Annotated in this window: 17 protein-coding genes and 3 pseudogenes; 8 read left to right on the plus strand and 12 right to left on the minus strand. The window is 62.3% G+C overall.

The features are described 5' to 3' along the window. The 3 genes and pseudogenes from AC3A6J_RS27680 to AC3A6J_RS27690 form a co-directional block, all read left to right on the plus strand. A pseudogene (locus tag AC3A6J_RS27680) lies at positions 1-222 on the plus strand (IS21 family transposase); the annotation flags it as partial. Beyond that, positions 212-1,018, plus strand: a complete 807-nt coding sequence (gene istB, locus AC3A6J_RS27685) for an IS21-like element helper ATPase IstB (protein ID WP_487863223.1) — start codon at positions 212-214, stop codon at positions 1,016-1,018. The pseudogene AC3A6J_RS27680 and the gene istB, both read left to right, overlap by 11 nt. Positions 1,019-1,203: 185 nt before the next feature. Continuing rightward, positions 1,204-1,746: a nucleoside 2-deoxyribosyltransferase gene (locus AC3A6J_RS27690; protein ID WP_487863224.1), complete on the plus strand. Its 543-nt coding sequence runs from the start codon at positions 1,204-1,206 to the stop codon at positions 1,744-1,746. 389 nt (positions 1,747-2,135) lie between these two features. On the opposite strand, the gene AC3A6J_RS27695 is transcribed toward AC3A6J_RS27690, so the two are convergent. From AC3A6J_RS27695 to AC3A6J_RS27715, 5 genes are all read right to left on the minus strand, one after another. Continuing rightward, positions 2,136-2,663, minus strand: a complete 528-nt coding sequence (locus tag AC3A6J_RS27695; protein WP_012745824.1) for a hypothetical protein — start codon at positions 2,661-2,663, stop codon at positions 2,136-2,138. A 38-nt stretch (positions 2,664-2,701) separates the two neighbouring features. Beyond that, on the minus strand, positions 2,702-4,264 hold the full coding sequence (gene tnpC / locus AC3A6J_RS27700) for an IS66 family transposase (protein WP_487863236.1): 1,563 nt from the start codon (positions 4,262-4,264) through the stop codon (positions 2,702-2,704). A gap of 94 nt (positions 4,265-4,358) precedes the next feature. Continuing rightward, the gene (tnpB, locus tag AC3A6J_RS27705) at positions 4,359-4,670 is read right to left on the minus strand and encodes an IS66 family insertion sequence element accessory protein TnpB (protein ID WP_487863225.1); all 312 of its coding nucleotides are present in this window, start codon (positions 4,668-4,670) and stop codon (positions 4,359-4,361) included. Positions 4,671-4,702: 32 nt separating this feature from the next. Further along, the gene (tnpA, locus tag AC3A6J_RS27710; RefSeq protein WP_012745821.1) at positions 4,703-5,089 is read right to left on the minus strand and encodes an IS66-like element accessory protein TnpA; all 387 of its coding nucleotides are present in this window, start codon (positions 5,087-5,089) and stop codon (positions 4,703-4,705) included. Positions 5,090-5,795: 706 nt separating this feature from the next. Continuing rightward, a complete protein-coding gene (locus AC3A6J_RS27715; protein ID WP_487863226.1) occupies positions 5,796-6,020 on the minus strand; it encodes a hypothetical protein in 225 nt (74 codons plus the stop codon). Between the two features lie 404 nt (positions 6,021-6,424). Between AC3A6J_RS27715 and AC3A6J_RS27720 the strand changes: the two genes are divergently transcribed. The 4 genes from AC3A6J_RS27720 (at position 6,425) to AC3A6J_RS27735 (ending at position 7,917) form a co-directional block, all read left to right on the plus strand. Next, positions 6,425-6,970, plus strand: coding sequence for a thermonuclease family protein (locus AC3A6J_RS27720; protein ID WP_487863227.1), 546 nt, complete (start codon positions 6,425-6,427; stop codon positions 6,968-6,970). A gap of 81 nt (positions 6,971-7,051) precedes the next feature. Beyond that, the gene (locus AC3A6J_RS27725; protein ID WP_487863228.1) at positions 7,052-7,321 is read left to right on the plus strand and encodes a type II toxin-antitoxin system RelE/ParE family toxin; all 270 of its coding nucleotides are present in this window, start codon (positions 7,052-7,054) and stop codon (positions 7,319-7,321) included. Positions 7,322-7,359: 38 nt separating this feature from the next. After that, complete coding sequence (locus AC3A6J_RS27730; protein ID WP_487863229.1) at positions 7,360-7,692, plus strand: HigA family addiction module antitoxin; 333 nt, start codon at positions 7,360-7,362, stop codon at positions 7,690-7,692. A gap of 45 nt (positions 7,693-7,737) precedes the next feature. Then, positions 7,738-7,917: a hypothetical protein gene (locus tag AC3A6J_RS27735; RefSeq protein ID WP_487863230.1), complete on the plus strand. Its 180-nt coding sequence runs from the start codon at positions 7,738-7,740 to the stop codon at positions 7,915-7,917. On the opposite strand, the gene AC3A6J_RS27740 is transcribed toward AC3A6J_RS27735, so the two are convergent. The 3 genes from AC3A6J_RS27740 to AC3A6J_RS27750 form a co-directional block, all read right to left on the minus strand. Next, the gene (locus AC3A6J_RS27740) at positions 7,914-8,216 is read right to left on the minus strand and encodes a hypothetical protein (protein WP_487863231.1); all 303 of its coding nucleotides are present in this window, start codon (positions 8,214-8,216) and stop codon (positions 7,914-7,916) included. The two genes, AC3A6J_RS27735 and AC3A6J_RS27740, sit on opposite strands and share 4 nt — an antisense overlap. A gap of 206 nt (positions 8,217-8,422) precedes the next feature. Continuing rightward, entirely contained in the window at positions 8,423-9,703 is a 1,281-nt protein-coding gene (locus AC3A6J_RS27745; protein ID WP_487863232.1) for a type II toxin-antitoxin system HipA family toxin, read from the minus strand. Continuing rightward, entirely contained in the window at positions 9,693-10,025 is a 333-nt protein-coding gene (locus AC3A6J_RS27750; RefSeq protein ID WP_487863233.1) for a helix-turn-helix transcriptional regulator, read from the minus strand. The genes AC3A6J_RS27745 and AC3A6J_RS27750 overlap by 11 nt, the downstream gene beginning before the upstream one ends. A 220-nt stretch (positions 10,026-10,245) precedes the next feature. Between AC3A6J_RS27750 and AC3A6J_RS27755 the strand changes: the two are divergent. Beyond that, positions 10,246-10,473, plus strand: a pseudogene (locus AC3A6J_RS27755) (hypothetical protein); the annotation flags it as partial. Positions 10,474-10,527: 54 nt separating this feature from the next. Here AC3A6J_RS27755 and AC3A6J_RS27760 read toward each other — a convergent pair. From AC3A6J_RS27760 to AC3A6J_RS27775, 4 genes and pseudogenes are all read right to left on the minus strand, one after another. Then, positions 10,528-10,794 (minus strand): type II toxin-antitoxin system RelE/ParE family toxin, encoded by a 267-nt coding sequence (locus AC3A6J_RS27760; protein ID WP_487863237.1) that lies wholly within the window; start codon positions 10,792-10,794, stop codon positions 10,528-10,530. Positions 10,795-10,829: 35 nt separating this feature from the next. Beyond that, complete coding sequence (locus tag AC3A6J_RS27765; protein ID WP_487863234.1) at positions 10,830-11,117, minus strand: CopG family ribbon-helix-helix protein; 288 nt, start codon at positions 11,115-11,117, stop codon at positions 10,830-10,832. Between the two features lie 172 nt (positions 11,118-11,289). Further along, on the minus strand, positions 11,290-11,733 hold the full coding sequence (locus AC3A6J_RS27770; protein WP_487863235.1) for an IS3 family transposase: 444 nt from the start codon (positions 11,731-11,733) through the stop codon (positions 11,290-11,292). Positions 11,734-11,769: 36 nt separating this feature from the next. Further along, positions 11,770-12,153, minus strand: a pseudogene (locus tag AC3A6J_RS27775) (IS3 family transposase); the annotation flags it as partial. Positions 12,154-12,228 lie beyond the last annotated feature (75 nt).

Below are 12,228 nucleotides of genomic sequence, written 5' to 3' on the forward strand. Positions count from 1 at the left end.
GAGCTGGCCCTGGAGGCTGGCGTAGCCAGCAAGACGCATGTGCTCAACGTCCTGCACCGGCTGCTGGACGGCAAGCCAGTGGCACCCGCACCCGTCACCGCCCCTCAGGCACTGCGCCTGACGAACGAGCCCCGAGCCAACGTGTTGCGCTATGACTCCCTCAGAGGGCGCGTGAGCGCAGTCGATCCGATCATCATCCAGGAGGTGCGCCATGCGCCATGACCCCGCCAGCGCAGCCATCGTCATCATGCTGCGTGAACTCAAGATGCACGGCATGGCGCACGCCGTGGCCGAACTCGCCGAGCAGGGCTCGCCGGCCTTCGAGGCTGCACAGCCGATGCTCTCGCAGTTGCTCAAGGCCGAGACGGCCGAACGCGAGGTGCGCTCGGTGGCCTACCAGTTGAAGCTGGCACGCCTCCCGGCCTACCGCGACCTCACAGGCTTCGACTTCCAGCACAGCGAGGTCAACGAAGCCTTGGTGCGGCAGTTGCACCGTTGCGAGTTCATGGAAGATGCCCAGAACGTGGTGCTCGTCGGTGGTCCCGGCACGGGCAAGACCCACATCGCCACGGCGCTCGGTGTGCAGGCCATCGAACACCACCACCGACGCGTGAGGTTCTTCTCCACGGTCGAACTGGTCAACGCCCTCGAGCAGGAGAAGGCCAGCGGCAACCCGGGGCACATCGCGCATCGGCTGATGTACGCCGACATGGTGATCCTCGATGAACTCGGCTACCTGCCGTTCAGCGCCTCGGGCGGGGCGCTGTTGTTCCATCTGCTCTCGAAGCTCTACGAGCGCACGAGCGTGGTGATCACGACGAACCTGAGCTTCAGCGAATGGGCCAGCGTGTTCGGCGATGCGAAGATGACGACGGCGCTGCTGGACCGGCTCACGCATCACTGCCATATCCTGGAGACCGGCAACGACAGCTTCCGCTTCAAGCACAGCTCGGCACAACCCGTTCAGGCAGACCAACCCAGAAAGAAGGAGAAGACCAAGAACTTATCCACACCGTGAGCCACCAGGCTCGCAAAGAGGGTGGGTCAATATTGGATGGAAATGCCGGGTCAGGATTGCATGGAACTCAACACCAGGTGTGGTACTGCGAGATCGGCAGCGCGCCGTCGGACTGAAAATCGGGGTGCTCCGCCCCCTAAAAACTCATCGTTGCTGACGGCCAAGAGCACTGCAATACTGGAGCCATGACCTCCCCCTTCCGCCCCCGCGTCTACTTCGCCGGACCGGATGTGTTCCGGCGGAACTTGCCGGAGCACTACCGCAACCTCGTGCGGAAGTGCGAGGTCCTCGGGATGGAGGCGTTGGTCCCGGCCGACAGCGAGCCGCCGACCGGCCCCATGGACGTAGAGGCGGCGCGCGCGATCTATGACTCGAACATGGTGCTGTTGCGGCGCCCCGATGGGGTGATCGCCAACCTGACGCCGTTCCGCGGCACGGAGCCGGATTCGGGCACGGTGTTCGAAGTCGGCGTGGCCGTCGCAATCGGCCGGCCTGTCGTTGCCTATGGCGTGAGCGGCACGTACGCCGAGCGCGTGGAGCGCCTGCTGGGCGTGGTACCCGCCAACGGCGTGCTGCGCGATCCGCATGACCTCGTTGTCGAAGACTTCGGTCTCAAGCTAAACCTGATGCTGGCGTGCTCGGTCCGGATTGAGGACACGGCGAAGGCGGCGTTGGCAGCGCTCGTCGCGCTGTTCACAGAGCTCGGACCAAACCCCGTCGTTCATTGAAGGCATCCTCTTCGAGCATGCGAGGTGAGACCTCAGGTTTCTTGCCTCCAGACATGGCGAGCTGTTCTTGCGAGGACGGATTCCAGTAAGTCGAGTTGGTGCGCCACGCCCCGAATGTCCTTTGCGAGGGTGCCTGTATCAAAGATGCTCAGTTCAGCCTCTTGGAGCTGGTCTCGCGCCCTTGGCGTGAGCCCGGGGGACGCGGCATGCATGAGTGAAGCTGCCGCGGAGATAACTTTTCCTGCAGAGGCACGCAACGCCTCCATAGCCAAACCGAGTTCGACATCGCGTCTCAGCATGGCGTCCTTCACTGTGAGGGAGGGCGGTTCCTTCGTAAGCGCGGCCTCAAGGCCCTCTTGACGTCGACTGGTTGAACAGATCGGCGATGCTCAGACGTCGAGCACTTGGCGCAGCGCATGGAATGGGACCCGCCAAGTCACCCCATCACCGGTGGCGAGGGTGGCCGTGCGTTGGTTAATTCGCACGATCACCCCGGTGATATTGCGACCGTCTCGGTCGTCGAAGGTCGCGGTATCTCCGCGTTGGAACTCGCGCGCATGGCTTGTCGCACGGGTGGGTTCGGGCGGCGGCTCATAGGGAGCTTGCTCGTCGCGCCGCTCTGCACCGTGATAGCCCTGCATCGCCAGACACGGGATCTTCCAGGTTCGCTTGGTGCCTTCTTCGAGCACCGTCGCCTGTGTGTCCCTCATGGCAATGATCTTGCCGCGGCGCATCTGACCGTCGCGGAAGTCCACGAAGTGCACCGGCTGACCAAGATGGAGGTTCGCACGAGCGGCAATGCCACGTCGTGGGTCGGCCAGCATGCCCTCGATCAATGCCTTGAGCTGGTAGAGCTGCAAGCTGCTTGCGCCCTCGAGGGCTTCAATCATTCGCGGGTCGGTGCCTTGCAGGCTCACTGCGTCTTCCTTCGTTGCGCAGCCAGGTCGTGTGTGATTCAGGCTGCCAGTCGTTGCTCAACGCGGTGCCCGCCGATGTTCCACGGAAGCAACTCGTCGATGCGATTGATGGGATGGTCGGCAATGCGTGCGAGCACATCGCGCAGATACGCCTGCGGATCGAGCCCGTTCAGCTTGGCCGTTTCCACCAGACTGTAGATCGCCGCGGCCCGCTCGCCTCCGGCGTCCGAACCCATGAAGAGATAGTTGGATCTGCCAAGGGCCACACCGCGCAGGGCGCGCTCAGCCGCGTTGTTGTCGATCTCGATGCGGCCATCGTCACGGTAGCGGGTCAGCGATGTCCAGCGCGTGAGCGAATAGCCGATCGCCTTGGCCAGTTCCGACTTCCTGGAGACCTTGCCCAGCATGCTCGTGAGCCAAGCACGCAGGTCATCCAACAGCGGCCCGGCGCGGGCTTGTCTTACCTGGCGTCTCACGTCGGGGGGTTGACCCCGGATCTGGGCTTCGATTGCGTACAGCGCCGCAATCCGCTGCAGCGCTTGCTCGGCAATCGAGCCCGGTACGAAGCCCTGGCTCTCGTGCAGATCCCAGAAGGGTCTGCGCGCGTGCGCCCAGCAAGATGCTTCGACTACACGCCCACTTGCGTAGATCTTTCCGTACCCACCATAGGCATCGGCTTGGAGGATGCCGCTGTAGTTCGCAAGATGTGCTTGCGGATGCTCGCCCTTGCGGTTGGGCGAGTAGCGATACCAAGCCGCGGGCGGTTGCATGTTTCCTGCAGGCCGGTCGTCGCGCACGTACACCCACAGTCGGCCGGTCTTGGTGCGACCGCGACCGGGATCGAGCACGGCCACCGGCGTGTCATCGGCATGCACCTTCTCGCCGGCCAGCGTGTAGCGTTCGAGCGCGGCCACCAGCGGATCGAACAGCTTCTCGCTCTGGCCCACCCAGCCGGCCATGGTCGAAGGATCGATGGCGACGCCGTCGCGGCCATAGATGCGGCTCAGGCGATGCAACGGAATGTGGTCGCAGTACTTGGACACCAACACGTTGGCAAGCAGTCCAGGGCCGGCCATGCCGCGTGCAATCGGCCGGCTCGGTGCAGGTGCCTGGAAGATCGCTTCGCAAGCGACGCAGGCCAGCTTGGGCCGAACGTGCCGGATCACCTTGAAGCGCGAGGGCACGTACTCCAGCTGCTCGGAGACGTCGTGCCCGATCAGGCGCAGGCGCCCGCCGCAAGCGGCGCAGCCGCAAGGCTGACCATTTGCGTCGTGGTGCGCGGAGGTTGTCTCCGGTCGATAGACCTGGCTCTCGCGCGACAGGTGGGCGGGGAGCTTGCGATCGATCTGCGGTGCGTTGGCAGCATCGGCCGCGGCCGACACGATCGGCGCCGGACGTTCATACAGTGGTTCGCCTTCCAGAAGAGCGATCTGAGAATCATCGAGTTGCTCGCTTGACGATCCGAACCGCGCCCGAAGGCTGCGCAGCAACTGCAGCTTCAGCTTGTCGACCATGAGCTTGAGAAGCACCACTTCGGCATCTCGCTCCTCGACCACTCGCAGCAAACCTTCAACCGTGTGAGGTGTGGTGGGGTCGTTGATTGGCGTCGTCACGTCCTCTACTGTGCCCGTTCCTGGGCACGACGAACATCGGTACTACACCGGAGGATTCTTCATGCAGTGGTGGCGCAGTTGATCACGCTGCAAGCAACGGTTCGTGCGTGCGCACCGGCATGCGCCAGTCGATGCCTTCCAGCAGCATCGAGAGTTGTGCCGGCGTGAGCGATACGCTTCCGGACGTCGCCTGCGGCCATACGAAGCGGCCTCGCTCCAGGCGCTTGGCCAGGAGCATCAGTCCCTGGCCGTCGAACCACAGGACCTTCAGGATGTCGCCGCGCCTGCCGCGGAAGACGAAGACGTGGCCGCAGAACGGATTGGCCGCGAGCGCCGTCTGGACCATGGCAGCTAAGCCATCGAAGCCCTTCCTCATGTCGGTGTGGCCGGCCACGATCCACACGCGTGTGTTCGAGGGAAGACCAATCACGCGATGGCACCGAGCAGGCGCAGCACGCAACGCACGCTGGTCTCATCGACGGCTCCGCGCAGACGAACACGTGTGGCACCAACGTCGATCTCGATCACGCCGCTCGAAGGGCGCGGCACAACGGCCTTGTTGGTCTGCGCTGCAGGCTCCATCTGCACGGTAACCGGCAAGAGCGTGGCCGGCGCAGTGCCCTCGACTACTGGAGCTTGCGCGCGCAATCGAAGTCGACGCCAGTTGAACAAGAGGTTCGCATTGATGCCATGCGCCTGCGCGATGGCAGCGACTGACGCGCCAGGTTCCAGGCTGCGCTCGACCAATTCCTGCTTCAGCTCTTCGCTGTGCCTGCGCCGGGTGTCCTTGCCCGAAGTGACTCGCTTGTTCATATGTGCACGTACCGGTTAAATGCACACATCCAAGTGTGAGCACGATCAGGCGATCCTGCTCATGCTCGCGTCGTCTCGCCAGAGGGCCTTGAGGCCACGCTTACGTTCCTTCGGCCGATCGATCGTGCCGGCTGGTGTATGTGCGTATGTGACATTGGGTAGTTTCTTCTTCTTCATCGAGACCCGCGGCGCCTTTTATGGTCGCCGAACAGATTGCAGTTTCGGTGTGGCTCAAAACTATTGGCAATGCTGTAATCCGCGCGTCAGAAGGCGGCGTGCGGTTTCGTGAGCTCGATGCTCGCCGATGCGGCGACATGCAACAAATTGATTCGCCGCGCGTGTTGGAGTTACATTCCCGCCACCAAAACCGCCGGCATTTTGGATAGTTCAATGCCGGTACTCGAGGGGGAAAATGCCACTCTTGTTCTTGCGCAAGTTGCATCGGGAGGAACTGCCGGTGCGTGTTGCCGATCCGCATGAAGTCAGGTGCGTGTCGTTGCTGCTTGCAACAGGCATGGTCGAGGCGGAGTTCTTGGAGATTCGACAGTCCTTGCAACTGGGGCCGGCCCATGTGGCCACTGTGCTCCGCATAACAGAACAGGGTTTAGCGGAGCTTTCGAAGATGGAGGCTGAGCCGGCGAGTCCGCCGCCTCCGTGTCGCAGACCGCGGCGACCGCGACTCTTGTGACCAAGCGAACACGGGCGGTCACCCTCGCCGTCGCGCGGGTTCCATTCGCCCCAACGCGGTGATCCGCTCCACGATCGCGAACTCCAGTGGAGGATCTGGCTGCGTTCGACCGGATGGTTTGGAAACGGACGCGACGACCATGTCGGCGGCAAGCAAAACAGCCACACAGTTGATCTCTTTCGGGTCGTCGACCTGCAAAGGGAACTCGGCGTGTTGAATTTTTCGGAGATAGTCGAGGGGCATTCGGCTCCAAGCTGGGTGGGCAGCTGGCGGCAGCAAGCACCCGACTATGCCATGGACGGTGGCTTCGCTGCATCTCTGGCGATGTAGTCATCAATCCATTGCTCGGCATGACGTTGAGCGTCGGCGCGAGCGCCCCCTCGTTCGGGGATAGACGAGTGACCCTGCACATCATCTGGCCGCGCAAAGTGATGGTGGCGACATGGGCGCCGTCGCCTCGGTCGGCGACCTCAATGTTCCATCCCTCGTTGACGGCGTGCAGGTGAGATCTGCTCATGATCTAGATCTGGGCTCTTGGCGAGAACTGCGGGAACAGTTGATGCTCTCCGCTGCGGCGAGAGCCCTTGTCAGCCAATGCCCAACGTGTGCGTCCTGCGATGTTCGACTGCGCGGGCTAGGATCCGGGCATGACCTCCCTTTGCCTCCGTCTTCTCCTGGCTGGTCTTGTAGCTCTGCCTCTCTCTGTTACCGCCGAGCCGCCTACGTCGTGCCTCGTCGTCGGGGTCAGCGACGGCGATACCCTCACCGCGCGCTGCGGCGGACTGGGCTCTTTCGAGCAGCTCAAGGTCCGAGTGAACGGCATCGACGCGCCCGAGAAGCGCCAGCCTTTCGGCCAGCGCGCGAAGGAGGCGCTGTCCGACCTGGTCTACATGAAGGACGCGCAGCTCGAGTGCGGCAAGACCGACCGCTACGGCCGCAGCGTCTGCAAGGTGATGGTGGCGCCCCCGTCGGCGCCGCGCGGGCCCAAGACGCTCGATGCGGGCTTGGCCATGGTCACCGTCGGCATGGCTTGGTGGTACCGCGCCTATGCGCGCGAGCAGACGCCGCAGGACCGCGGGCAATATGAGTTCGCCGAGGTCGAGGCCCGGGCCAAGCATGCCGGGCTGTGGCGCGATGCAGAGCCCGTGGCGCCGTGGGAGTGGCGCAAGGCGCAGCGCGAACACGCCCAGTGAGGGCATTTTCCCCGCGACTCGGTTGGATTTTGAGGGTGCAGATAGTTTACCGATTGCCGTTAAACGGTATATAATTCACCCATGGCGGTTCAATCATTTTCTTGCCCCGACACTGAAGCACTTTTCACAACAGGCAAGAACGCCAAGTTCGCGAATATCAAGGATGTCGCAGTGCGCAAGTTGACCCAACTGGATGCCGCTCCTTCGGTGGGATTCATGAAGATGCCACCGGGCAATGACTTGAAGTTTTACGACGATGCATGGCACGTCAGGATCAACCAGCAATGGCGCCTGACATTCAAATGGGGCGATGCGGGGCCCTACGAAGTGAAGATCGAAGACCCGCACTGATCCGGCCAGTCTGCCGTAGCACCTATAGAGGGCAATTTATGTTTAAGAATGGGATGAACCCGGTCCACCCGGGGGAAGTGCTCCGTGAGGACTATCTGAAGCCGCTCGGCATGACGGCAAACGCGCTGGCCAAGGCACTGCACGTGCCCGCCTCGCGCATCAATGACATCGTGCTCGAGCGCCGCGGCATCACGCCCGACACGGCGCTGCGCCTCACCCGCTACTTCGGCGGCGAAGAGAATGACGCGGTGGGCTGGCTCAACATGCAAGCGACCTACGATTTCAAGATCGCTCAGAAGGCCGTGGGCAAGGTGATCGCGAAAGAGATTGCCCCGAGGGCCAACGATGAGGGTTTCGCGCTCGCTGCTTGACAAGGTGCGTTTTGAGATGGGGGCGCGCCCTGCTACATTGCGGGCATGGCCAAGGACCCCAGGAACTTCACCGGCGAGGACGTCAAGCGTCTGCTCGAGCCGCAGGAGCGTCGCTTGGAAAGCAAAGAAGGCTGGAAGCTGACAGGCCACTTTGCGCTGGTTGCCGCGGGCTCTGTGGCCTTCGTGGTTGGCGTCACTGCCTTGATCTTGCAGGCCGTGCGCTAAGTTGTGCGCGTGAGCCGATTCGCCGGCTTCCGCAGATCACCCTCCTTGAGCCAGTCTCGCACCCGCGCGATCGTCATTTCCTTGATCGGTCCGACGCGAAATCCCGCCGGGAAGTGCTTCGCATAGGCAGCCTTGGCCTCTTCGCGGCTCGTGAAGCCGAGCAGCAGCTTTTGTTCGTCGAAGCACCCCTTGGCGTCCACCTGGTCGACGACGAACGCGCGCAGCGATCGATGGTGCGGGCCGACATAGACGTCGACGTGCTCGCCGTCTGCGCCTTCGGTGCGCAGCACCGTAGCCATAGTGCGCACTCATCTGGCGCTGCCAGGGTGTGCCGTCCTTGCTGACACCCTTGCGGATTGACGAGGAATGCCCCGCGGGAGCATCGCGCTGGCGGAGCTGCTGTTAGCGCCGAAGTAAAACTAACCCACTTGGGGTGCGGATAAAAACTTGGACTACCAGGAGGTAGTTCAAGTTTTCGTCCGCATCCCCTACCTACAAAATTGGCTCAGTTTCCGGTCGGCGCCAACACGTCGGGTTGCCTTTCGAAGAAGAAACAGTCAGGCAGCATGGCCGGAGCGATGTAGTCGATGTCCTTGGCCGACACGCCGCAGGCGAAGAAGCCGTCGCGCCAATGCCGGACGACATCGACGAGCTGATCGATTTGCCTGCGCGCCTCTTCCGCCGACAAGCCGAAACGCCCAGCCTGCGACAACAGGTTGTAGATGCTGGCCGTGCGACCGTAGTCGCCGACGGTCAAGGCTAGGTCGCGCCTCTCCAGGCTGACCACAGGTGCGGGCACGAGGTCGTAGGCCGGCGACAGCCGCCATCCCTTCTGCCTGCGTAGCAGAGCGTGATTACGCGGATGATCATCGTTGTTAGTCACGGCGGCATTGAAGACCACCCGCCTGAAGAGTTCGGCGCAGTCGGCTTCCGGTTTGTCGGACCAGCGGCGCAGGTTATCGGCCATCAACGGGTAGGACCAACGTTCCCGGTCCAGGTGGCTATCGCCGCAGTCGAGCACGGTCAGGCCACTGACGAGACCGAAACGCAGGTAACCCTTGTCGGTGTAGTCGCGATCAAAACGCTGCAGCATCAGCACGTCGCTTTCGCCAACCGCCTCCAGGCGGGCTTGTGTGACGTTCAGGCCGCATCTGCGTGCCAGGTCGAGCGTCGCGAACTCGACGCGCTGCAGATTGAAGCGGTCATCTCTGGCTGGAAACTTGCCGAGCCAGAGACTTTGCGCGTCCTCAATCGTGGCCTTCGGCCGCGCACCACCCATGCTGGTGCCAGGATCGAGCTGTTCGAGCAGATGGGCGGCCACTGGGCGACCCTCTTCGATCGCCTGTGTGGCCGCGATCAGCTCGGCCAGCTGGTGCGTGCGGTTGTACTGGCGCCTGGGCGCGGGCGGTTCCGCCTTTAGCCCGAAGCTCAGGTAGCCTGCTCCGTCTTGCGGCCCATGTAGCAAATAGTCGATTTCCTGGAGGTCGGCCGCGCTGCGCTCGAGCTTGTGCTCGATCACACGTCGTCCCCAGGCGTCGGGGCCAGCGTCTCGAACCGCGCCTGGAATCCCCTTGAGTTGGGTGAACTCGAAGACTTCCTTGGCAAGAGGCAGTTGGAACGGATCGAGTGCAACTGCCTCGTAGCGCTGAAGGTAACGGTCGCCGTAGCGGAACCGCCCTATCTGCGTGCCGTCGGGCAGCGTCTGCACCCTGAGCAGCGCTGCCGGCACCGTTTCCAACGTGCCGGGCAGTTGAATGTAGACATAGGCCTCGCGCTCAGAAGTCATAGTCGTCGCTTGCCTTTCGGGCCTTGCCGGCCCGCGTCGGGCGGCGCGACGCTTCGAGGGCCTTGCCATGGAGATCGCTGTCGGGATCCGCAACAGCGTCTAGAGACTTGTCCAGGCCGAGTGCCCACAGTACCGTGAAGCACACGCCGACCGCCGTACCTGGCTTACCTAGTTCCAGCGCCGTGAGGGTGTTTCGGTTGATACCTGCCTTGCTGGCGAGATCGGCGACCGACCAGCCGCGTCGAATCCGCGCCACCCGGATGCGCTGACCCAGCTGGACAACACGTTCGGTGGCTTGCAGTGGCATTACGAATTTGCTCATGAAATTAGGCATTCACAGTACTCAACGCCCTCCATATTAGGCTTTTGCTACACTGAGCGCAAGTCGAGCGCTGACAACAAGATCTCCAAATTAGGCAAATAAGCTGATAATGCCCTGTATTTTAGGCATTTGAGGGTCGAATCTTCGCGCTTCCTGTCGCTACGCAACGGGAGCGTGGCGGAGTGCGTCCCTCCTCAGAAGAACACTGAAGAGAGGACCCATGGCCGACATGTTCGACGTACAAAGCAAACGAGGCTCGCTCTGGCATCGCTGGGACCCTCACATCCACACGCCTGGCACCGCCCTGAACGACCAGTACGCCGGTCCAGATCCTTGGGCAGCGTTCCTGGACGCCATCGAGGCGTCGAACCCGCCGATTCGTGCAATAGGTATCACCGACTACTTTGGCATTGAACGCTATGAGCAGGTCACGGAGTCCAACGGGCGCATCTGGGAGGGTCTCGATCCAGCCTGATGCTGAGAGCGAGGAACGCTGCCTGCCCTAACTGCTTGAACCCGGCTCGTAGCCGAGCTCGCGCTGATGGCGCAGGGCCAGCACCGTGACCTCATCGCCCTCACCAGCGTAACGATACAACGCCACGTAGCCGCTGGCGCCGAAGTCGATCACCCACTCGCGGTACTCAGGCGGCAGATCTTCCACCGGCCGCCCCACCATCGGCTGCTGACGCAGGACTTGAACGGCCTTGATGATGGTCTCACCAGCACGTCGGGCGGCTGCCGGGTTCTTCGGGCGCAGGAACTCACGCAGCCGCTACAGATCGCGCGGCGCCGCCGGCGCGAACCTCACTTGTGGCACGCAGGCGCTGGCAACTCGTTGTCAGTGCCCCAGGTCTCCAGCCACGCCATCACCTCGTTGCCCGAGACGTGCAGGCCCGTTTCTTCGAACTCCTCCCACGCCGCCACGGCGTCCTGGTACAGGGACTGGCGCTTTTCTTCGCGATCAACGTACTGGGCAATGGCCTCACGCATCAGCCAGTGAGGCGCCCGATGGCGTGCCGTCGCCAGGCGCTTCAGGCGCACCTTGAGTTCAGGATCGAGCTTGACGGGCGTCGGGCTAATGGCGGCAGCCATGAGTAATACGCTACCAGAATGTGCCATCTACGTAAGCATCCTCTCAAAACCCCTCTTGACGCTGGATTGTTGGTTTCCGCCGATCTCTGACCCTAGGGGGGTGCGGATAGAAACTTGAATCGCCCCGGCTTTGAACTGACCCCCAGAAGTTGGACGGTCACGATCCCGCCGATCAGGCGGTGCTTCTCAGCCGGTAATCGACCGGGCTGAGTCCCTGCAGTCCAAGCTTTATGCGCTTGTGGTTGTAGTAGTGGATGTAATCATGCACGCCCGCTTCGAGCGCATCGATGCTATCGGGCGCTGCAAGATGGAAATACTCGGCCTTCAACGTGCCGAAGAAGCTTTCAATCGCCGCGTTGTCGAAGCAATTGCCCTTACGGCTCATGCTTTGCTTGACCCCCCGTCTCGCGAGCATCGATCGGTAGGGCTTCATCTTGTAGTGCCAGCCCTGGTCCGAGTGAACTATAAGTTCGGCGGTGCACCTGATCCGCGATAGTGCTGTCTGAAGTGTGCTGCAAACCAGCTCGAAGACGGGGCGTCTTGCCATGCGGTGCGCGATGATCTCGCCGTTGTAGAGGTCCATACAGGCCGACAGATAGAGCTTCTGGCCATTCACACTGAATGGGCTGCTGCCGGTTTCGTGGACACCGACCTAAGCTTTTTGAGCTTTCTCGAACTGTATCGGACTGATGTAGCCGAGCGTCGAGTGACGACGCGTCGGGTTGTAGAACCGCTCGATGTAGTCGAACACATCAGCGCGGGCTTGTTCCCGGGTCCGGTACACCTTTCTAGCCGTGCGCTCAGTCTTCAGTGAACTGAAGAAGCTCTCCATGGCCGAGTTGTCCCAGACCTCGCCCGCGCGGCTCATGCTGCAGGTGATGCCTTGCTCCTTGAGCAGCTCCTGGAAGTGCTCGCTGGTGTATTGGCTTCCTTGGTCGGAGTGATGCAGCAACGCGACCGGCTTGCCCCGGCGCCACACGGCCATCATCAACGCATCGGCCACGAGTTGCGAGGTCATGCTGTCCTGCATCGACCATGGCCGTCATGCCGGCGCTGGTGAGCTGGTCTTGCAGTCCCGCCGCCATGCCCAGCAACTTCAGGCTACGCAGTT

The sequence above is a fragment of the Variovorax sp. Soil_C_39 genome, assembly GCF_057656815.1.

What these genes read in the sequence shown, in the direction of transcription:
- istB (WP_487863223.1), top strand. Translation starts at nt 212, where the DNA reads ATGCGCCATGACCCCGCCAGCGCAGCCATCGTCATCATGCTGCGTGAA.
- AC3A6J_RS27690 (WP_487863224.1), top strand. Translation starts at nt 1,204, where the DNA reads ATGACCTCCCCCTTCCGCCCCCGCGTCTACTTCGCCGGACCGGATGTG.
- tnpA (WP_012745821.1), bottom strand. Translation starts at nt 5,089, where the DNA reads ATGAACAAGCGAGTCACTTCGGGCAAGGACACCCGGCGCAGGCACAGC.
- AC3A6J_RS27715 (WP_487863226.1), bottom strand. Translation starts at nt 6,020, where the DNA reads ATGCCCCTCGACTATCTCCGAAAAATTCAACACGCCGAGTTCCCTTTG.
- AC3A6J_RS27720 (WP_487863227.1), top strand. Translation starts at nt 6,425, where the DNA reads ATGACCTCCCTTTGCCTCCGTCTTCTCCTGGCTGGTCTTGTAGCTCTG.
- AC3A6J_RS27725 (WP_487863228.1), top strand. Translation starts at nt 7,052, where the DNA reads ATGGCGGTTCAATCATTTTCTTGCCCCGACACTGAAGCACTTTTCACA.
- AC3A6J_RS27730 (WP_487863229.1), top strand. Translation starts at nt 7,360, where the DNA reads ATGTTTAAGAATGGGATGAACCCGGTCCACCCGGGGGAAGTGCTCCGT.
- AC3A6J_RS27735 (WP_487863230.1), top strand. Translation starts at nt 7,738, where the DNA reads ATGGCCAAGGACCCCAGGAACTTCACCGGCGAGGACGTCAAGCGTCTG.
- AC3A6J_RS27740 (WP_487863231.1), bottom strand. Translation starts at nt 8,216, where the DNA reads ATGGCTACGGTGCTGCGCACCGAAGGCGCAGACGGCGAGCACGTCGAC.
- AC3A6J_RS27745 (WP_487863232.1), bottom strand. Translation starts at nt 9,703, where the DNA reads ATGACTTCTGAGCGCGAGGCCTATGTCTACATTCAACTGCCCGGCACG.
- AC3A6J_RS27750 (WP_487863233.1), bottom strand. Translation starts at nt 10,025, where the DNA reads ATGAGCAAATTCGTAATGCCACTGCAAGCCACCGAACGTGTTGTCCAG.
- AC3A6J_RS27765 (WP_487863234.1), bottom strand. Translation starts at nt 11,117, where the DNA reads ATGGCTGCCGCCATTAGCCCGACGCCCGTCAAGCTCGATCCTGAACTC.